This is a genomic window from Aureispira anguillae (assembly GCF_026000115.1).
GTDB classification, from domain to species: domain Bacteria; phylum Bacteroidota; class Bacteroidia; order Chitinophagales; family Saprospiraceae; genus Aureispira; species Aureispira anguillae.
On record NZ_AP026867.1, the window covers coordinates 5147955 to 5167383 of the forward strand.

Consider the following 19429-nt stretch of genomic DNA (forward strand, 5'->3'; position numbering starts at 1 on the left):
GTGCTCTATCTTCAGTAAAAGGGAGAATTTTATCTAGCAAAATCTACTTGAACTTTGTGATCGTGGCAATCTCCTAGTACCTGTCCTAGTAGTTTGTCGGTTGCAGCTTGATCGTCTTTTTTCAAATTCTTTGACTTGAAGTCATCCAATTTTAATCGTTTCATTGTTTAAATTTTAATTGCGATGCTTACTCTTTTTAGGATTTTCAGCTTGCTCCTGTTTTAATCTGTACTTGGTTGTTAAAAGCTATCCCCCTCTCTAATAGAAGGGGATAAACCTATTACTCTGCAATTGCAGCTTTGTGATCATGGCAATCTCCTAGTACTTGTCCTAGTAATTTGTCAGTTGCGGCTTGATCGTCTTTTTTCAAATTCTTTGACTTGAAGTCATCCAATTTTAATCGTTTCATTGTTTAAAATTTTAATTGTGATGCCTACTCTTTTCAGGATTTTCGGCTTACTCCTTTTCAATTTTCCACTGTTTTGAATAATTCGTAGGTATCCTCTGTTTTAACAGAAGGACAAAAACCTATTTATCTAGCAAAATCTGCTTGAACTTTGTGATCGTGGCAATCTCCTAGTACCTGTCCTAGTAGTTTGTCGGTTGCGGCTTGATCGTCTTTTTTCAAATTCTTTGACTTAAAGTCATCCAATTTTAATCGTTTCATTGTTTAAAATTTTAATTGTGATGCCTACTCTTTTTAGGATTTTCGGCTTACTCCTTTTATTATGATTCGCTTAGCGAAAGAATTATTAGATTATCGAATATTCTGAATTGAAGCTTTAGCAGAGCCCTCCCGTGTATGTATATGGTCGTGACAATCTCCTAAGACTTGCCCTAGTAATTTGTCGGTTGTTGTCTGGTTCTCTTTTTTCAAATTCTTTGACTTAAAATCATCTAATTTTAATCGTTTCATCGTTTTAATTTTAATATTGAAATTGTAAAGCTAGTTGTGTTTAGGGCACAAGCATCCCTTGGATTAATTGTACTTACAATCAATAACCAATACGTCAAACTTTTTTAAAAACAAACCATCAAGACATTGACATTACCCTATTAAATTCTCCATTTAACGCTAACACATACGCTGGTTTTCGCAAGCCTACCAAGACATGATCCAACAAAGATTCATTTAGATAAGCATGACAAGCTGTCAAAACGCTATTTTCTTTTATTGAAGTGCCCTCCTCTTCTAAAGCAGCTAAAAACTGCCTTGTTTTATTCGTTTGTGCCTGCAAAGCATATAGAACCGTATACCTATGTAGTTCATTTAGCATCGGTTCAAATTGTTGCCAGTCTTCTTCAAAAATAGTCGTTAGAAAAGGATTCATTTGTGCTGCAAAAAAAGCATCAACAGCTCCTTTAGATTTAAAATTAGTATAGTATTTTTCTAGTAACTGAATGGGTTCAAAATCACTGCCTTTGCTCTCCCCATTGGTTAATTTAGCAACTCGCTGGTTAACCTCTTTCAAAAACAGTTCTATGCAAGCCTTAGCGGCTATAGCATTCAGATCCGATAATTCTTTTTCATGGGTAACCAACCTGAATTCAAATCCATTTTCATTCATATTTAAAGGTCGATTACCAATTGTAATCAATCCATTATCTTTGGCAAATGCTAAAAGCGATTGCTTATCATAATGCATTTCTAAGGCCATTTTTTCTTTAAAATTGAAAGGAAATTGAATGAATTTAAAATGATGTTTATTGCGGATTGATGCTGCAATCTCTAGCAATCGGGCACAATCAATTGCCCCCTTTGCCTGAGGATTAAACATACAATTCGAACTAACACCATAATATCGGATTTTACCTTCCTCAACTTTTTCTTCCAACAACTCAAAAGCCTTTGTTATAGACTGATAGAGTTGAGTTGGGCTATTTAAATTTTTGCTCTGCAAGTAACGTTCAGGATTATGCAATAAATAAACATCTATGTACTCCCGATTTAACTTTCTTAAGCTATTTTCTAACTGATAAGCAATAAAATTAGGATCCAAAGAATACTCAAAATCGTTTTCAATAACGGCAATTTCAGCAACATTTTGTTCCAAAAAACCAGCAAAGGCTTTTGTTTGTAAATTTTTGCTTGGGATATAGCCCGCTTTTGATACAATAAATAATTGTTTGCTGTATTCGGGGTACTGTTGTATAAATTGCCCAATTAATACCTCCGACTCTCCCCTAGAATAATTAGTTGCTGTATCAATTAAGTTATACCCATGTTTGACCGCAGTATGCAAAGCATCAAAATGTATGCGATCCTCTATACCCATCCGATAAGTTCCAATTCCGACTGAAGACAAATTAGTTATTTCAACCATGTACTATACGCTGTTGTTTCAATTGTATTATTACTGTTTGTGAGATCGCTATTGTTTAGTTGAGGCAATACACTGCCTATACATCAAACTGATGATTAACCTAGGATTACACTTCCTTAATTCATTATTATCGTAAAAGAAATTGATAGGACTTCAGGTTCTTTTACCTGTTCTACTTTATAACTTATTTTGCGTCCCTAGTTATAAACAAATGAAAACTAACTGGCTTCAAATTATTTAAAATCGTATAATTTAGAATACACATTATTAACTTTCGTATCCAAATATAAATGGAAAATATAATTATTGCAAGCCCCAATAGCTCCTTTAAGTTTTTAGCAACTTTTTCAACTATTTATTAGTTCTTCAAAATCAGCATTTTAAGCCAATAACATTGTTTAAAATAATATTTATATTATGAAATATTTAACAAAACACCTATTTATATAACCCTATATAATAGGTTATCAGATTGTGTTTTTACTTCTTTTTCTAAGGAGCAAAAAAGCAAACGATTAAGGAAAGTATTGTCGAGGATATTCAAAAAAGTGTAGTTGTCCATTTTTGGGAGTGACAGCCGCCCAAGTATCAACAGGAAACTGAATAGCAACAACGGCTCCCGTTGGCACATTATCAAGTTCAGGAATTGCATAAAAATTGGTAAAAACCGTATAGGAAGGATTATGCCCAAATAACATCACCTCTTGCCATTGATCATCAAGATGCTGTACTATATTCACCAAGTCATAGGCACTCGCCTCATAAATAGTAGCAAGTACTTGAGTATTATCCCACTGATAACCTAACTGGAGGGCAAACTCCTTTGCAGTAAGTTGGGCTCGTTTGGCAGGGCTTGTAATAATCTTATCAGGAAAAATTCCCTTTCGATGCATTAATTTACCCATAAATGGAGCATCTCGCATTCCTCGCTTATTCAATGGACGATCTATATCCTTTAGGCTAAGATCTTTCCAGCTAGATTTGGCATGTCGTACAAGATATAGTGTTTTCATAAAAAAGCGATTTACGTTACAAATGGGGCAACTAAATGCAATAAATACATTATTAAGTCGCCTCCCCTTTTATTATGTTGGGTCAATAATAAATTCACTTTAACAAGTTAATCATTTTTGTCGAAAGGCTTAAAAATCAACCCTAAAACTTACTGCTGGTAAAATACCGCTGTGGTATCTAGGAACAAGTTGGTTCTGTTTAATATCATATAAATATTCTTTGATATTTTTAGCATCGGTTAAATTCTGGAAATCCAAAGCAATTGTATAGGACCATTTGGTGTGGCTTTTAATATAAGCAATACGAGCATCAAAACGATAATAAACGCCATAAGCATCTTCTGCATAGCTCCCTTCAAACGCTCTAGATTCATCCAAGACCAAACCACCCGCAACCTTAGACGCAGCTTCGTCAATTGGAGTGTAACGATTACTACCATTCAGAAAGAACTTTAACCCAAGTTGCAAAATTCCTCCCTTCTTAAAGGTAAATTCTTTGGCTCCCATCAAACTAAGACTATACAAACCATCCATTCTCGTACGTCTCCATTCATTAGATAGAGTTTTATAATTAGAGCTATATAAAGATCCTGAACACAGCAAAAACCACCCCTTATTAAATGCTTTTTCAACCGTCAAGTCAATTCCATAATTTCGTCCTTTCCCCTCCGAAACCATCGCTCTATCCCCATAGCCAAAACGTTCATTATAAAACCAATACGTACTATTAGAATCTGGGCTAATGGGCAAATCAAATAAATGTTGGTAGTATAACTCCAAACCAATCCTCAAACTTTTCCCAACAATTTGTTCCCCTCCTATTATAATATGATGAGATTTTGCCATTTTAAGATTTCTATTTTTTTCTCCTCCATCAATATTCAATAAATAGACACCAATAGGAAGCATTTTAGCGTGCAAGCCATAAGCGGCAGTAAGCGTGGTCTTTTTAGAAATAGCATATTTTGCGGAAAACCGTGGCTCTATAGAATAACTATTGTTTAATCCTAGAAAAGATCCTGCTACACCAATATTGAGCGTTAGTTTAGGAGTTGGTCTATAATTTCCTTGAACATAAGCTTGTATCAAAGGGCTTATTCCTTGTATTTTATTTAATAGGGTTTCATAACCACGAACAGAATCTCGATACAAACCTTTGTGTAAATAATAAAACATGGCATGTCCCGATATGCCCGTTTTTAGCCGAAAACGATTGCTGATCTTTCGGCTATAGGTTCCTTGTACACTATAGCGCCCATAAACATATTCATGGGTATTTATTCGAGTACTATCAGGGGTTACATAATCGGTAGGAGTTCTTGTTATTTTATTTTTCTTCTTAATGTAAGAATTGATTTGGTTCGCATCTCCCAAGCCTGGCAACGCCCAATTGGCATTATCTTCATTATCGGAGATTTGATACACTTGTACGCCTGAAACAATAGTTAAGAAAGATTGATCGTCTAGCAAATAGGTATAATTCAGTCCTAAAATCCCCATATTCGTCTTAAAATTTTTGCGAACATAGTCCAAACGAGTAACCCAATCTGCCGTATCTTTAATCTGCCATTGCTCGCTAGAAACACCACCTAAACCAAAAAACTTGAGATGATGCTTATTATCCTTAGATACAATATTCAAATTAAACGAAAGATCCTGAAAATCATTTAATACATTTTCACGCACGACATAGATTCCCATCGCTCCCATTATTCCCAAAGTAGAATAACGATAATTAAACAAAAAGGAACTCTTTCCTTTTTTGATGGGTCCCTCTACCGAAAGGTCAATTCCCAAGACTCCTATACGAGCCATAAAATCAAAATCCTGCATATTCCCTTTGCGGAAACGCAAATCAAAAACACCAGAATAGGCATTCCCATACTCTGCTGAAAACGCCCCTGTAGAAAAATCAGATTGTCCCAAAACCGCTACACTTAAGGCTGAGATTCCTCCCCCACTAGAACCAGGATGTGTAAAATGGCTTGTATTTTCTATAGCTAACCCTTGCAGACGCCATGCCATTGCCATCGCCGAATTTCCTCTAATTACAATATCATTCTCGTCATCTTGGCTTGCCTGAACGCCTGAGAAAGCCATCGCCATACGACCAGGATCATCCAAAGACCCAGCATAACGTTGTGTCTGTTCAGCCGAAAAGGATCGAGTGCTTACGACAGATAATTCATTGAGTGCTCTATTTCCTATCCCATTCGATTCCGAGGCCCTTACAACAACTTCTTCTGTTGTTTCTACCGATTCTGCCATCGCAATCTCTAAATAGGGTTCTTTGGCTGTTGTCACAATAATACCATCACTCACATAAGTTACATATCCCAAATATTGAACCTCTATCACCTGTCGTCCTACTGGCACATTTTCTAATACAAAATTGCCATCCACATCTGTTGTTGTTGCTAGAGCAGGCTCTATTCCTTGAACAAAAACAGTAGCACTAATTAAAGTCTGCTGAGTCGTCTTATCAAATACTTTTCCTCTAAACTTTTGGGTTCGATTATTCTTGTCGTCACCCTGTGCCATCACAATAATATTTGTTGCGAACAACAATAAAAAGAGATATACTATTTTCATAATCACATCAAAATTTGGTTAACAATCCTATTACTTACTAGTAATCAACAATTAAACATTATTAATACAAAGCTATTTAAATAAATTAAACATTCAAACAATTTTCTTTTTTTTTAATTTCCCCACTCTTAAAACAATATTGGTTTTGGCTTGTTAAGAAATATTACTATAAAAATAGTTGTATTACTACAAAAATAGTTATACCTTTGAGTTATGAAAGAATAAAACCACTGAAGGGCCAACAATAGGCGGTCTTAAGAGGCATTGGATAATGCTTCTTAAGGTGTCATTTTTTAATTTGTGTCAAATAACGAAGCAAAAGACAATCAAAACAAGCAGAAGATGAATCCAATCAGATGTATGGTAGTTTCTGTATTTACGTTGAGTACATTGATGTTATTGTATCGCTTAGTGATACAAAACAAAGCATCTTTTGGTACAAGAAGGATAGCCTTGTTATTGATTTTGTTGTGCTCTATTGCCTTGCCATTCTTAGAAATTGAATCGCCTATGAACAACTGGCAATCAATAATTTCTCCCCCTTCTTTTTTAGCAAAAAAAAACCAGACCTATACGCTAAAAGAGGCAGATATGTTGCATGAAGCAGTTCAAGTTGTGGATCTCTTTTCGCCCGTTAATGTAGAACAACAAACTATAGAGGAAACAAGTATTCCTCTTTCAAAATATTCAAAAAACACTAATTTTTTTGACAAACAATACTTGCTTATTGTTTATTTACTGGGGTTTTTACTCCTAGGAATCCGACTATTATTACAATTAGGACAGTTTTTCCTTGCTATCTTTTATCATAAAAACATTGTAAAAGATGGTTATCGGTATGTCCTTATGAATCATCCCAACATTGCATCTTCTTTTATGAATTACATTCTAATAAGTAAAGATATTTGGGAATCTGACGACCAATTACTCATTGTTGAACATGAATGCATGCATGTTCGACTATGGCACAGTTTAGATCGACTTTGTACTGAGATTTTATGCGTTTTTCAGTGGTTTAATCCTTTCATCTATTGGTTTCGAAAAGATTTGATTGCGGTACATGAGTACCAAGTAGACCAAGCACTTATCGCTAATGGTGTTGACAGCATTCTCTATCAACAACTCATTGCTAAATATGCTTCACCTACCCATTCATTTAACTTTGGAAATCATTTTAACCATTCACTAACTTTAAATCGTATAAAAATGATTGCTCAACATAAAACATTTACCAAACGCAATACTTATCGTATCCTTTTGCTATTTCCTATGGTTATGATATTGTCTTGTATTTTTGCTTTTCAATCGCCTAAAACCAAGCCTGCCACAACCAGTAGCATTTCTGGAGGAATTACGATTCCATCCATACCCAGCGAGATAGATTTTGCAGGGGAAGCCTTGCCTATGGATAATTTTGATGCCAAAGAACGCTTTGATCGAGAGTTAATTTCCAATTGTTTTCGCCATTCTGCAACCGTGTTATTTTTGAAGAGAGCCAATCGTTATTTTCCTATTATTGAGCCTATTTTAGCCCAACATGGTATTCCTGATGACATCAAGTACTTAGCAGTAGCCGAGTCTGCTCTGGCGAATGCCGTTTCACCAATGGGTGCAAAAGGTTTTTGGCAATTTATGCCTAGAAGCGCTCAAGAAAAGGGGCTGGAAATATCTACCGAAATTGATGAACGCTATCACTTAGAAAAAGCAACCGTCGCCGCTTGTCAATACCTAAAAGAGGCCTATCAAAAATTGGGTTCTTGGACTTTGGCAGCAGCAGCATATAATATGGGGCGTGCTGGACTTCAGAAAAAAATGACTGAACAAGGAGGAAAGAATTATTTTGATTTGCATCTGAATACAGAGACAGCACGTTATGTCCTTCGGATTATGGCGATCAAGGAAATTATGCAACACCCTGCATCTTACGGCTTTAATTTGGAAGAAAAAGACCTCTACCCTCCTATGCCAACATTTAAGGTTGTTGTAGAACGCAATGCTGTTCCCAATTTAGCAGATTATGCCAAAAAACACCACATATCCTACCGTATGCTTAAGCTTTATAACCCTTGGTTGCTAGGTACTTCCCTAAAAAACCCAAACCATAAAGCGTATTCAATTAAGATACCTGTGAGTTAGTAGGCATTCAAAAAGGTTAATGAGCATAGCTTAAAAGCATGAATCATCCCCAACGAGAAGATGATTCATGCTTATTTTATTCTAAAGTAACGGATTAATCAACCAAAGATAGCTGGATACGCTTCCGCTGCAAATCTACATCCAGAACCGTTACCTCTAACTCCTCTCCCAACTTAAGTACAGTAGCAGGGTCGTCTACAAATTTATGACTCATTTTGGATTTGTGAATTAAGCCGTTTTCTTTGATTCCAATATCAACAAAAGCTCCAAATGCTGTAATGTTGGTTACCACAGCAGGCAATTTCATTCCAGCACTCAATTCCTCTATGCTGCTAATATTAGCAAATGAAAAGACCTGACGAGTAGAACGAGGATCACGACCAGGTTTCTCCAACTCCCCCATAATATCTTTTAGAGTTGGTAAACCAACTTTGTTAGATGTATAAACATTCAGATCAATCTGTTTGCGCAACTCAGCATTGGCAATTAAATCTTCTACCTGACAATTTAGATCCTTGGCCATTTGCTCAACAATAGAATAAACCTCAGGGTGTACAGCTGTGTTATCCAAAGGGTTTTTAGCATTTTTGACTCTCAAAAAACCAGCAGCTTGTTCATAAGCCTTGGCTCCCAAACGAGGGACATCTAACAACTCTTTTCGGCTATTAAAAGACCCATTTGCCTTTCTGTAAGCTACAATATTTCGAGCAATGCTATAGCCCAAACCAGAGACATAGGTTAACAAATGTTCACTGGCTGTATTGAGGTCTACCCCAACAGCATTTACGCAACTTTCAACAACAGCATCTAGTTTAAGTTGCAACTTCTTTTGATCCACATCGTGCTGATACTGCCCAACACCAATTGATTTAGGATCAATTTTCACCAATTCAGCCAAGGGATCTGCCAAACGCCGACCAATAGAAACTGAACCTCTAACCGTAATATCTTCATCGGGAAATTCTTTGCGGGCAATATCTGAAGCTGAGTAAATAGAAGCACCACTTTCATTGACCAAGAAGATGTCTACCTTGTGCTTAAATTTAAGGCCTCTTACAAAAGCCTCCGTTTCTCTGCCTGCTGTTCCATTGCCAATTGCAATGGCCTCTATGTTGTATTTCTGAACCAAACGTGTCAAAATGCGTTCTGCCTCTGCGGTTTTATTGCGAGGAGCAGTAGGATAAATAACCGTATGCTCTTTTAGGTCGCCCGTGTCCGAAAGACAAACCACCTTACAACCCGTTGCAAAACCTGGATCAATAGCCAAGATTCGTTTCTGCCCCAATGGTGAAGCTAACAACAATTGACGAAGGTTTGTAGCAAAGATGTTGATGGAATAATCGTCTGCTTTTTCCTTCGATTTATTTCTAAATTCCGTACTGATAGAAGGCTTTAACAAACGCTTATAAGCATCTGTGATCGCATCGGCCATTACATCTTCTGCCTCATTTTTTCCCTTTAGGTAAATACGATCTAAACTCTCCAAAGGACGAAACTCTTCTGGTTCAATGTTGACCCTCAAAAATCCCTCCTTTTCAGCTCGAAGAATAGCCAATAATTGATGCGGTTGTACCTTATCTAAGGCTTTTTCAAATTCAAAATAATCTTTGTATTTAATCGCCTCTTCTTCTTTTGATTTAACCAATTTGGCAGTTCCTCTAGCAAAACGTTCAAATTGGCGACGAACAGCATTTCTCGCTCGTTCATCTTCATTGATCCACTCAGCAATAATATCTCTAGCTCCTTGCAGTGCATCTGCAACATCAACCACTTCTCCCTTAACAAAACGCTGTGCCTCTCGTTCCACATCATTGGTTCGTTGTGCCATAATCAACTTTGCCAAACCTTCTAAACCTTTGGCTCTTGCTTTGGCCGCTCTTGTTTGACGTTTCTTTTTATAGGGCAAGTAAATATCTTCTAACTTGGTTAAATCAAAGGTTGTTTCTATTCTTGTTTTGAGTTCGGGCGTCAATTTGTCTTGCCCCTCAATTGCTTTTAAGATAGCTTCTTGTCGTTTTAGAATGTCTTTTTGGGATTCCCATTGTTCAAATATGTTCATAATTTGAACCTCATCTAAACTTCCTGTCGCTTCTTTCCGATACCGTGCAATAAAAGGGATGGTTGCACCATCTTCCAACAATTCGATTACATTTTCTATTGACTTGGGGCTTAAATTCAGTGCTTGGGCGATTCTATTTATCATACCTTAATATCTTGTTTTTATAACAAACACTTACTGCTTAAAATGAAAGTAAGTGCATTTTTTTATAACAATCCTTTCAAAGAAAAAAGGGGTCAAAAATAAGTATTTTGATGCTAATAATCAAATGAATCAAAGGTAATAATACTTGTCAATTTAAGCAATATTATAATATACCACTACTCCGTTAAAAAACCGTATTCAACTGATTATAAAAATGATGCAATTTCATCATTCAAAATACTAGTTACTTGATAACCTAGCTTTGCTAGCTCATGTAATAATCAATCGAATACATGAGCAAAGCGAACCGAGTCCTGCGAGTTCACGAGTGATAATGAACTATAAGTGAAACGCTCACGACCTCAGGGAGCTCATAAGCGCTAGCGCACTAACTAACCTAGCACCGTAGGTAAAGGTAAAGCCCGTTAGCGTACTAACTGCGCTAGTTTATAGCTAAAGCTATAAAGGAAAAAAATATCTCACGAGTGTAACGAACCGACCTCAGGGAGCTCATAAGCGCTAGCGCACTAACTAATCAACGGAGTATTAAACATACATAAAGAGCCTTCTAAAAAATTAGAAAGCTCTCTATACGCCAAAATTGGAGAATTTATGGTTTTTACTTTACTATAATTTTTCCTGTATTTAAGAGGACGCTATCGCCTCGAAGTTGATAGATATAAACGCCTGCCTGTAAACTCCCTCTTGAGAGTTGAATTTGATTATTATACCAATTTCGATGGACTGCTACCTGTCGCCCAGTAACATCAAACACCATTAACTCCAATTCTTGATATTCCTTTCCTTCAATTTTTAATGTTGTGGATTGTTCAAAAGGATTTGGAAAAACAGTAACTTTTATAGCTTCTTCATAAATACGGTCAATAGACACTGTAGAGATAACAAAATTTTCGCCAATGGTATGGAACGTTGTATTTGTAAAAATAGGCGGGTTATAATCAAAATAAATTGCCGCTTGGTTTTCAATCACTGCCCCTATAGCATTATTGGATTTTTGGTCAATTCTATAGCGAAAAAAGCCATGCGACAACGGTTCATTGGTATTACTGTCTACCAATAAAACATTTGGAAAACTCACTTTCAATACATTACCACTATCTAGCGTCCAATGGTAAGCATGGCTACTTGCCCCCATTTGTAAACTGGTCACCTCTAATAAATTCGACAAGGTGTCTAAGATTACGATATTAAAAGCGGTATCTGTCCCTGTATTTTGGAAACGTATTTTATAATCTATGGCTGTATTCTGTTCTATATAATGAGCTATTCCATAGCCTTCAGGTTGGGCGGATTTGTCATTAGGGTCATAAGAAGCTCTATTTTGTTGGCAATCTATAGCTAAAAATGGGGCACTATGTCCGTTGGAGAATTGAGTAACAAATCCCGTGTTAAAACTACCATCTGCAAATGGATTACACCCTTCTATTACTCTAGAAAAAACAGCATCTCCTAAAGCTGCTGGATAACCTGCCAATTGATTCACTTCTATTCGATAAGTACGCCCTGCCACTGCTGCTTGTGTGATAGTTGTTGCTTGTCCTGCTCCCAATTGAACCGTTCCTACACGCATTGCTATATTATCTTCAAAAATGGTATAGGGCTGCCCCTGAGCCATAGCCGCTCCTTGGTTTTCAATCCTAAACCAAACCGTATCATTTTGGCAATCCACTGTTCCGTCAACTCTAGGACCACCCCATGTAGGATCGCAAATACTATCTGGATAAATATGGGCTTCGGTACAGTGTGTTTGCTGGAACTGGGCACTGGTATCTACTACAACCTGAATATTAATACTTCCACAAGCGCCAACATTTACATTTCCAAGATTAAAGGTGTAAAGCGTTCCATTCTGATTGGCAACAGGTACAGATGCATTTACAAATATTAGAGCAGGGTCTAAATCTACCTCTACATAAGCATTTTGCGCCACGACCGTTCCATTGTTACAATAAGATACCGTATAATAACTTCCCCCTCCTGTTGTTCTCAAAAAAGGAGCAGCTATATCAACTTCTAAAATAGGGCAAAATATCAAGGGCTGTAACGTCCAATCTACCCTTTGAATCGTATAATTGGTATCTACAGTAACAGATTGACTTGTAGGACAAACCGACCAATACGTGTTGCTAGGAATTACCGTAACCGTATACGTTCCAGTATCCAAATAAGCTACATAATTGCCCAATGAATCATAAGTAACAAAATAAGCAGTGGTTGTATCTGTTGTTTTTTCAAATTTGATAAATTGCCCAGCTAAACCTACTTCTGCACTGTCTATGGTGCAATTGAGATTCTGATCAACAATTACCCGACCAGTTACCGCTTTAGAATAACAACGCTCTAAATATACCGCAGACAAATCCTTGAAATAATTGGGGTTGGTACTAACAGCCTGTACATTGGGTACACAAATTCTAAGATATGGAACATTGTTTATACAGGTGAAATAATTTAAGGCTAAATTATTCGTCAAATCTAAAGTACTTAAATTATTAAAACCACAACTTAGGTGTTCCAAAGCCGTATGATTGGTCACATCTAAGATACTTAAATTATTCCGATGACATCTTACATATTCCAAAAGCAGATTATTCACCAAATCTAAGGTACTTAAATTATTATTGCTACAATTTATATGTGTCAAAGCCGTATTATTGGACAAATCCAACTCCAACAAATCATTGTCAAGACAGTACAAATATTTCAGTATTATATTATTGCTTAAATCTAAACTATTGATAGAACTATGATAACAAATCAACGTTTCTAACGCTGTATTATGACTTAAATCCAACGTATCAAAGGTATTATTGCTACACTCCAAGCGCCTCAATAAAATATTAGTGCGTACATCTAATGTGCTTAAGCCACTATTAAAACAGGATAAAGAAGTTAAAAGGGAATCATTGGTTAAATCAACACCATTCACTAAACCATTATTGTCACAATCCACATACGCTAGAAGCGGAAGGTTGGAAACGTTTAAATGTTTCATAGAATTTTGACTACAATCCAAGTACTTTAAGGCTGTATTGTGGGTCAAATCTAGACTATCTATAGCATTCAGTTTACAATTTAATGTGTCTAGGTTTAGAAAAGCCTCAATCCCTGTTAAATCCGTAATTCCGAAACCAGCAACATACAAATTAGTCACAGTAAGCGCATCACTGTCCAATATTAATCCATTGATCAATCCATCTGAATCAATTCCCAAGTTAATCAATCGCTGCTCAAAAATAGCATCAGGAATAGCGGTCGTTTGAGCATTGGATTTTGGAATTAAATAAAAAGCACAAAGAATAAGAATAAGTATGTTTTTCATAAAAGAATTATTGTTTTCGAGAGGTTTTCATCAATACTGCAAACATAATACATCTACGAAACGCCTACAAAGACAAAAAAAACCTATTATCCATTTTTTATGTAAAAAATACTATCTTTAAACCATGTATAACAGCAAACTTATCCACATTCTAAAAGTTTTCCATTCTGAGGAAAAAGAACGACTCAAAAAATGGGTCAATTCTCCTGCTCATAACCATCGATCCGATCGAAAAAAGTTGCTCTTATACTTAATTTCCAAACGAAATCTAAGCAAAAGAACAACGGATCGATATAAGGTTTATCAACATATTTATCCAGCTCAACCTTACCAAGATGCCAAGTTAAAACGATTGATGAATTTAGCGGTTCAATTACTGGAGCAATTTATTCACTTTTCATCGCAATTAGAGGATCCTTTTTCGCAGCAAAAATCATTGATTGAGTTTTTTAGAAAGCACAATTTGGACAAATATGCCGAGCAATATATTTACAAAACAGTACAGTTACAACAACAAAACTCTATAGAGAACAGTGCTCATTTTCAGCGTCAATATCAGTTAGAAACACTCATTTTTGAGCAACAAAATGCAACCGTTAACCGTGGAAAAACCAACCTACAAGCTGTTTTTGATCAGCATTATCTCACTTTTATCTTAAATACCCTTCAATACGCTTGCGAAGCCATTACCCATCAACGCTTGTATAAGTCTACTTACTCCATTCCTTTATTAGAGCAAATTCTTGCAGATATTGAAACGGGTAACTACGATTCTGTCCCAGCCATCCAGATGTATTACCACAGCTATATGGCCTTAAAATACCCTCATAAAGAAGAGCATTTTGAACTGCTTCAAGCACTAATGATTAAGCATTATGCTATACTCCCTCCTAAGGAAATCAAAAGCATTTATCTGATTGCTATTAACTATTGTGTGCAACAACTGAACAATGGAGTCGAAAAATACGTCCGTGCTGTGTTTGAATTGTATCAATATGGCTTAAAACACACCATCTTGATTGAAAAGGGAATTCTAAGTCGGTTTACTTACAAAAATATAGTTGCTGCTGCTATTCGGCTAGAAGAATATACTTGGGTACTCCAATTTATAACCCAGTACACGACCTATCTAGAAGAGCACTACCAGAAACCCTATGCCCTATATGGCAATGCTAAGTTGCTTTTTGCTCAGGGGCAATTTGATGCTACCTTACAACTCTTAACACAGGTAGAATTTGATAATATATTTTTGAGTATGGATGCCAAAACAATGCTCTTAAAAATTTACTATGAACAAGAACATTTTGATGCATTAGATGCTTTACTAGTTAGTTTTAGGCGTTTTTTACAACGAAAATCAGTTCTGGCGTATCAAAAGAAAATCCATGAAAATATGATTAATCTAACCACCAAATTGTTAAACACTCCAACCTATAACAAAAGCAAATTACAGGCACTTCGCCAAGAAATTATGGCCACCAACCCCTTAACAGAAAAACCTTGGCTATTAGCCCAAATTGATAAATTATAAAAAAAAGCTTCCCCCTTCAGGAAAGCTCTTCTAGTATTCGATCAGATCCCAAACACCAACCATTGGGTTATGTTTTTTCTGTATTTAACAACAGTTGCTGTTTTTAAGACCCCTTAAAATCCATTAAACTTAAAAGAAACAAGTACGTTCTTTTAGTTTCTTTATCAATGCCATTTTTAATTCATTAATTTCTAGAGATGGTTCTTGACGTTCATAATAATCCATCAATAGCTTAGCATAGTTAATAAAGACATCGTTAGAAGGCATAGCACAAGGTTCAAAATCATAAATCTTATCTGCTGGCAAATTAAAGAATGCCCCACCAGTAGTGTGATTTACTCTATCAAACTCTAATTCATAATTTTTAGCATCTGCGGTAATATCGCCCTCTTTTTCATTACTTCCATAAATATGTAATGTCATATACTTGCCAGTAGAAGGATTCCCCATTTGATGAATGGTTGCATTCACAACCTTTGTAATTTCACCAGATGTCAAAATCTCTTTTTTGGCAAAGGTCAATGCGTTATCTTTATTTCGGTAAATAAAATGGTGTGCATTTCCAAAAACCTGCACTACCCCCCATTGCGTATAGCCATGGTTGTGAATAGAAGAATAATGTCCTGGATTCCAAGACATCGCCATTATTTCGAAGCTTCCCCCATCATAGACCATCTTTCGTCCATAGTTGTCTTCAACAGGGTGATCAAAATCGGCATAAGGCATTAAATCCTCTTCTGTTACTTGTGCTCGTTCCACTAATTTTTTAACTTGCTCAGCAGTGATTTTTCCGCCATCATTAATCGTGCTAATAATAAGCTTCTTGAGTCTCTCTAATGATCTCGGTATCGTTTCTACTAACATTTTTTGCTCGTTTTATAGTTAATAATTAATCTATTATATATTGCATAATAACAACATCTTGCCATCGATCATTTTTAAAGCCAATTTGCTGTTGAGTTCCAACAATCGTATAGCCCAAATTTAGGTTATAAGCAATACTGCCTTTGTTATTGGCAAAAATTTTGGCGATAAGATGTTTATAATTCAGTTTTTTACAGCTTGCAATCAGGTGTTTTTTCATCATGGTACCATATCCTTTGCCCACTTGGCTAGCAGTAATATAGACTGCTGTTTCACAGGCAAAACGGTATCCTTCTCTATCGCTATACCGTTTAATGATTCCCCAGCCAATGGTTGTATCCTCTTCTTTGAGGACGTATAATTTTTCACGATCGTGAAATTTTTGACACCATCCCGCAATATCATCAGCCGTTTTTAGCGTTTCATCCATGGTTGCAGTACCCAATGCAATGAACTCATTATAGATCATAGCAATGGCATGAAAATCCGCCGATGTTGCTTCTATTATTTCTACTTTATTTTTCATTCTAATTGTTTAAGGTTAATACTTTTCCTGGGCTACAATCTTGCATTTCTCCCTGTTGAATGATATGCCCTCCATTCACCCACAAATGTTTAACACCTGAGGAGAGTACACGAGGAGCAAGATAGGTTGCATTCGCTTTCACCTCATTAGGATCTAACAGCACCAAATCTGCGAAATAACCTTCTTCAATGAGACCTCTATCCTTTAATTGGAAAAACTCAGCAGGCAGGTAAGTAATTTTGTGAATGGCCTCTTCCCAACCCAACATTTTTTCATTAATAACATAACGCTCTAAGTATTCCGTAAATGCCCCATAAGACCTTGGATGAGGCTGCCCAATACTTTCTGGAGCATTGATTGGATAGCTCCAAGAATCAGTACAAATCATCGCCTTTGACCACATAACCGCAGCATCTATATCCGCTTGATCAATACAATGGTAAACAACCCAAGTTTCTGTACTAGCTTCTAAGACTCTAGCAATCGCTACTGCTTCTGTAATTGCATATTCTTTAGCAATTTCGGCGATGGTTTTATTGTAGTATAGTTTTAAATCATCTGAAATGATTAACATCCGAGAAAGATCATAATCTTTCTTTCTGATCCATTCTGCAATAGCTTCCACATTGGCAGGATCTTTCATTTTTTCTGCTACCGCAGGAATTCCATCTTGTAATAGTGGTTTAGGAATGAAAGCACGAAGTTTAGTGGACACAGCTGTATATGGATATACATCACAAGCTGCTTGTAATTCATTAATACTATTAAACGCCTCTATTTGTTTCAATACCTTAGTCATTTTACCCCAATTTTCTTTTTCAGCAGCTTTGACATGACTGATCAAAACACGAGCCCCTGCCTTTTTTCCAATGCTTAAGGCCTCTTCAACCGCTTCTTCAACCTTATCTCTTTCATTTCGAATATGAGAAGCGTACACTCCCCCCTTTTGAGCAACAACTTTAACCAATTCTACGATTTCATCCATTTCTGCAAAACAACCAGGTGCATAAATTAGCCCTGTTGACAGGCCCAATGCTCCTTCGTCAATGGCTTGCGCAAGTTCTGTTTTCATCTGCTCCAATTGCGTTGGCGTTAAATGGTGCCAATCTTCCATATTACCAGCCCTAAGCGTACTATGTCCTACTAAAGTCGCAATATTAAATTGTAGATTGTCCTTTATCTGATCAAAATACTCGGAAGTTGTCCTCCACTCAAATGGAAATCCGATTTCATTCGACAACCGATCCATTGTTTTGTTTAAATGCTTACCGATTGGAGCAGGTGATGTGCCACAGTTGCCAAATATTTCCGTTGTAATTCCTTGATATAATTTATGGTCGGCAGCTTTAGGAAAGAAAAAACCAAAGCCTGTAGAAGCGTGAGGGTCAATAAAACCAGGCGTTAACAACAATCCATCTGCTTCTATTATTTCGTTGGCTTCAGGAATGATAAAATCATCGTCCGTATAATGAATGCAAACAATTCTATCGTCTTTAATGCCTACATTTCCTTTTTGGGCGGTTTCTTTTCGTCCAGTGCAAATTGTCGCATTTTTTATATAAAAATCTAACATTGTTTATTCTTTTTAAATCGTCAATAGATGTTTAGCAATGGTATATTTATCGACCAAGTCCATATTAATTTCACAATCCTTTAGGCTTGCCATTACTACTTTTCCATCCTTCATTTGAACTTTAGGCTCAATAATATCTTCTAAAAAATATCGATCAGAAGGACTCAAATCGTGTGCTCTTGCCAAAGGAAGGTAAGCCGCCATCCTTAAGTTAAGTATGCGCCCTATTCCTGTTTCAAACATACCACCAATCCAACATGGGATATTGTGCGTTGCGCAATATTGGATAATCTCCAAACTATTTAAAATTCCTCCTACACGTCCTACCTTTAGGTTAACTTCATCTAATACACCCAATTGATGTAATTTAATAAGATCCCCTATTGATTTTAGTTCTTCATCAAAACACATAAATAGAGAAGGAAACTTCTCCTTGCCTTTGAGTAAAGTATCGAACTTGCTTGGAGCAAAAGGTTGCTCTATCATAGAGTCATAGGTATTCACAAAATACCCCAAGGTGTCTAAATCCTGTTCGCCAAAACTTCCATTGGCATCAAAACTAATGTAAGTATCTGCTTCAAACAATAAAGGGTTAACGGCCTCAAAAAAGTCCGTTCTTACATGGGGAGATATTTTAAATTTTAATCTTCTATAACCTGTTTCTAAGGCTCCTTTTACAGCCTCTTCCATCTGATCTAGCTCAGTATATAAACCGAGCGAAATACCAACAGGAACCTCTTTCATTGGTTCGCTCTCCATTAGGTCAAAGGGAGATATTCCTGAGTTTTTTTCAATCACTTGTAAGGCCGCAGCCTCAATCGCAGCTTTTGTAAAATTCCAGCCTCTTATCTTGTTCAGCAAGCGAAAAACCTCTTCAAATGTTTGTGTTTTTTTCAGAAATGGAATAATAAATTTCTTAACAAGACTAATTGCCCCTTCTGTAAATTCATCTGAATAATAGGGATCGGGTCTACAGGAGCACTCACCATATCCCTTAACACCATTTTGATCTTCCCAAACAACAATTAATGCCTCTCTAGATTTACGCACACCAATTCCAGATGTAAACTGTTGTTTTTGAGGCAAATCAATTTGTATTAAATGTATTGCCTTTAGCGAAATATCTTGTTTAAATAGCTCTTGTCTCAAATTCATATTTTTTTCATTACATATTATGATAGCTTACTAAGTATATAGCATACTCAGTTTTTGATCTTTACAAAAAAGTAAGTTCACCTACTAAAAAAGTTGGAGCACGGTTCTTAAACTGAAGCCCTTCAATATTTGTTATTGATGCATATTGAAGGGCAAAAATAACATTTTA

At 36.3% G+C, this 19429-nt stretch carries 15 protein-coding genes; 2 read left to right on the forward strand and 13 right to left on the reverse strand.

Features of this window, described 5'->3' with window-relative positions:
• Positions 1–29: 29 nt before the first annotated feature.
• The 7 genes from AsAng_RS20135 to AsAng_RS20165 form a co-directional block, all read right to left on the reverse strand.
• Positions 30–164 carry a hypothetical protein gene (locus AsAng_RS20135; RefSeq protein ID WP_264788901.1) on the reverse strand — a complete coding sequence of 45 codons (135 nt, stop codon included), beginning with the start codon at positions 162–164 and terminating at the stop codon, positions 30–32.
• 116 nt (positions 165–280) lie between these two features.
• Positions 281–409 carry a hypothetical protein gene (locus AsAng_RS20140; RefSeq protein WP_264788902.1) on the reverse strand — a complete coding sequence of 43 codons (129 nt, stop codon included), beginning with the start codon at positions 407–409 and terminating at the stop codon, positions 281–283.
• A gap of 123 nt (positions 410–532) precedes the next feature.
• The gene (locus tag AsAng_RS20145; protein WP_264788903.1) at positions 533–667 is read right to left on the reverse strand and encodes a hypothetical protein; all 135 of its coding nucleotides are present in this window, start codon (positions 665–667) and stop codon (positions 533–535) included.
• Positions 668–757: 90 nt separating this feature from the next.
• Positions 758–916, reverse strand: a complete 159-nt coding sequence (locus tag AsAng_RS20150) for a hypothetical protein (RefSeq protein WP_264788904.1) — start codon at positions 914–916, stop codon at positions 758–760.
• A gap of 118 nt (positions 917–1034) precedes the next feature.
• On the reverse strand, positions 1035–2324 hold the full coding sequence (locus AsAng_RS20155; RefSeq protein ID WP_264788905.1) for an aldo/keto reductase: 1290 nt from the start codon (positions 2322–2324) through the stop codon (positions 1035–1037).
• Between the two features lie 515 nt (positions 2325–2839).
• Positions 2840–3337, reverse strand: coding sequence for a SixA phosphatase family protein (locus AsAng_RS20160; RefSeq protein ID WP_264788907.1), 498 nt, complete (start codon positions 3335–3337; stop codon positions 2840–2842).
• Positions 3338–3466: 129 nt separating this feature from the next.
• The gene (locus AsAng_RS20165; RefSeq protein WP_264788908.1) at positions 3467–5929 is read right to left on the reverse strand and encodes a TonB-dependent receptor; all 2463 of its coding nucleotides are present in this window, start codon (positions 5927–5929) and stop codon (positions 3467–3469) included.
• Between the two features lie 342 nt (positions 5930–6271).
• On the opposite strand from AsAng_RS20165, the gene AsAng_RS20170 reads away from it, so the two are divergent.
• The gene (locus AsAng_RS20170; protein ID WP_264788909.1) at positions 6272–8065 is read left to right on the forward strand and encodes a M56 and MltD domain-containing protein; all 1794 of its coding nucleotides are present in this window, start codon (positions 6272–6274) and stop codon (positions 8063–8065) included.
• Positions 8066–8159: 94 nt separating this feature from the next.
• Here the strand turns inward: AsAng_RS20170 and AsAng_RS20175 are convergent, their stop codons facing one another.
• Positions 8160–10268 (reverse strand): Tex family protein, encoded by a 2109-nt coding sequence (locus AsAng_RS20175; protein ID WP_264788910.1) that lies wholly within the window; start codon positions 10266–10268, stop codon positions 8160–8162.
• A 619-nt stretch (positions 10269–10887) separates the two neighbouring features.
• Positions 10888–13611, reverse strand: coding sequence for a leucine-rich repeat domain-containing protein (locus tag AsAng_RS20180; protein ID WP_264788911.1), 2724 nt, complete (start codon positions 13609–13611; stop codon positions 10888–10890).
• A gap of 124 nt (positions 13612–13735) precedes the next feature.
• Here AsAng_RS20180 and AsAng_RS20185 point away from each other — a divergent pair, with 124 nt between their 5' ends.
• On the forward strand, positions 13736–15142 hold the full coding sequence (locus AsAng_RS20185) for a hypothetical protein (RefSeq protein WP_264788912.1): 1407 nt from the start codon (positions 13736–13738) through the stop codon (positions 15140–15142).
• A gap of 129 nt (positions 15143–15271) precedes the next feature.
• Here the strand turns inward: AsAng_RS20185 and AsAng_RS20190 are convergent, their stop codons facing one another.
• Genes AsAng_RS20190 through menC form a run of 4 tightly spaced genes read right to left on the reverse strand, consistent with a single transcriptional unit; the run spans position 15272 to position 19260 of the window.
• A complete protein-coding gene (locus AsAng_RS20190; RefSeq protein ID WP_264788913.1) occupies positions 15272–16006 on the reverse strand; it encodes a cysteine dioxygenase in 735 nt (244 codons plus the stop codon).
• A 25-nt stretch (positions 16007–16031) separates the two neighbouring features.
• Entirely contained in the window at positions 16032–16532 is a 501-nt protein-coding gene (locus tag AsAng_RS20195; RefSeq protein WP_264788914.1) for a GNAT family N-acetyltransferase, read from the reverse strand.
• Between the two features lies 1 nt (position 16533).
• Positions 16534–18105, reverse strand: a complete 1572-nt coding sequence (locus AsAng_RS20200; RefSeq protein WP_264788915.1) for an N-acyl-D-amino-acid deacylase family protein — start codon at positions 18103–18105, stop codon at positions 16534–16536.
• Between the two features lie 12 nt (positions 18106–18117).
• Positions 18118–19260: an o-succinylbenzoate synthase gene (gene menC, locus AsAng_RS20205; RefSeq protein WP_264788916.1), complete on the reverse strand. Its 1143-nt coding sequence runs from the start codon at positions 19258–19260 to the stop codon at positions 18118–18120.
• Between the last annotated feature and the right edge of the window lie 169 nt (positions 19261–19429).

Excerpts from the sequence above, each read along its gene's own strand:
- AsAng_RS20180 (WP_264788911.1), bottom strand. The coding sequence starts at position 13,611 with ATGAAAAACATACTTATTCTTATTCTTTGTGCTTTTTATTTAATTCCA.
- AsAng_RS20155 (WP_264788905.1), bottom strand. The coding sequence starts at position 2,324 with ATGGTTGAAATAACTAATTTGTCTTCAGTCGGAATTGGAACTTATCGG.
- AsAng_RS20165 (WP_264788908.1), bottom strand. The coding sequence starts at position 5,929 with ATGAAAATAGTATATCTCTTTTTATTGTTGTTCGCAACAAATATTATT.
- AsAng_RS20190 (WP_264788913.1), bottom strand. The coding sequence starts at position 16,006 with ATGTTAGTAGAAACGATACCGAGATCATTAGAGAGACTCAAGAAGCTT.
- AsAng_RS20195 (WP_264788914.1), bottom strand. The coding sequence starts at position 16,532 with ATGAAAAATAAAGTAGAAATAATAGAAGCAACATCGGCGGATTTTCAT.
- AsAng_RS20140 (WP_264788902.1), bottom strand. The coding sequence starts at position 409 with ATGAAACGATTAAAATTGGATGACTTCAAGTCAAAGAATTTGAAAAAA.
- AsAng_RS20145 (WP_264788903.1), bottom strand. The coding sequence starts at position 667 with ATGAAACGATTAAAATTGGATGACTTTAAGTCAAAGAATTTGAAAAAA.
- menC (WP_264788916.1), bottom strand. The coding sequence starts at position 19,260 with ATGAATTTGAGACAAGAGCTATTTAAACAAGATATTTCGCTAAAGGCA.
- AsAng_RS20160 (WP_264788907.1), bottom strand. The coding sequence starts at position 3,337 with ATGAAAACACTATATCTTGTACGACATGCCAAATCTAGCTGGAAAGAT.
- AsAng_RS20200 (WP_264788915.1), bottom strand. The coding sequence starts at position 18,105 with ATGTTAGATTTTTATATAAAAAATGCGACAATTTGCACTGGACGAAAA.
- AsAng_RS20185 (WP_264788912.1), top strand. The coding sequence starts at position 13,736 with ATGTATAACAGCAAACTTATCCACATTCTAAAAGTTTTCCATTCTGAG.
- AsAng_RS20175 (WP_264788910.1), bottom strand. The coding sequence starts at position 10,268 with ATGATAAATAGAATCGCCCAAGCACTGAATTTAAGCCCCAAGTCAATA.
- AsAng_RS20170 (WP_264788909.1), top strand. The coding sequence starts at position 6,272 with ATGAATCCAATCAGATGTATGGTAGTTTCTGTATTTACGTTGAGTACA.
- AsAng_RS20135 (WP_264788901.1), bottom strand. The coding sequence starts at position 164 with ATGAAACGATTAAAATTGGATGACTTCAAGTCAAAGAATTTGAAAAAA.
- AsAng_RS20150 (WP_264788904.1), bottom strand. The coding sequence starts at position 916 with ATGAAACGATTAAAATTAGATGATTTTAAGTCAAAGAATTTGAAAAAA.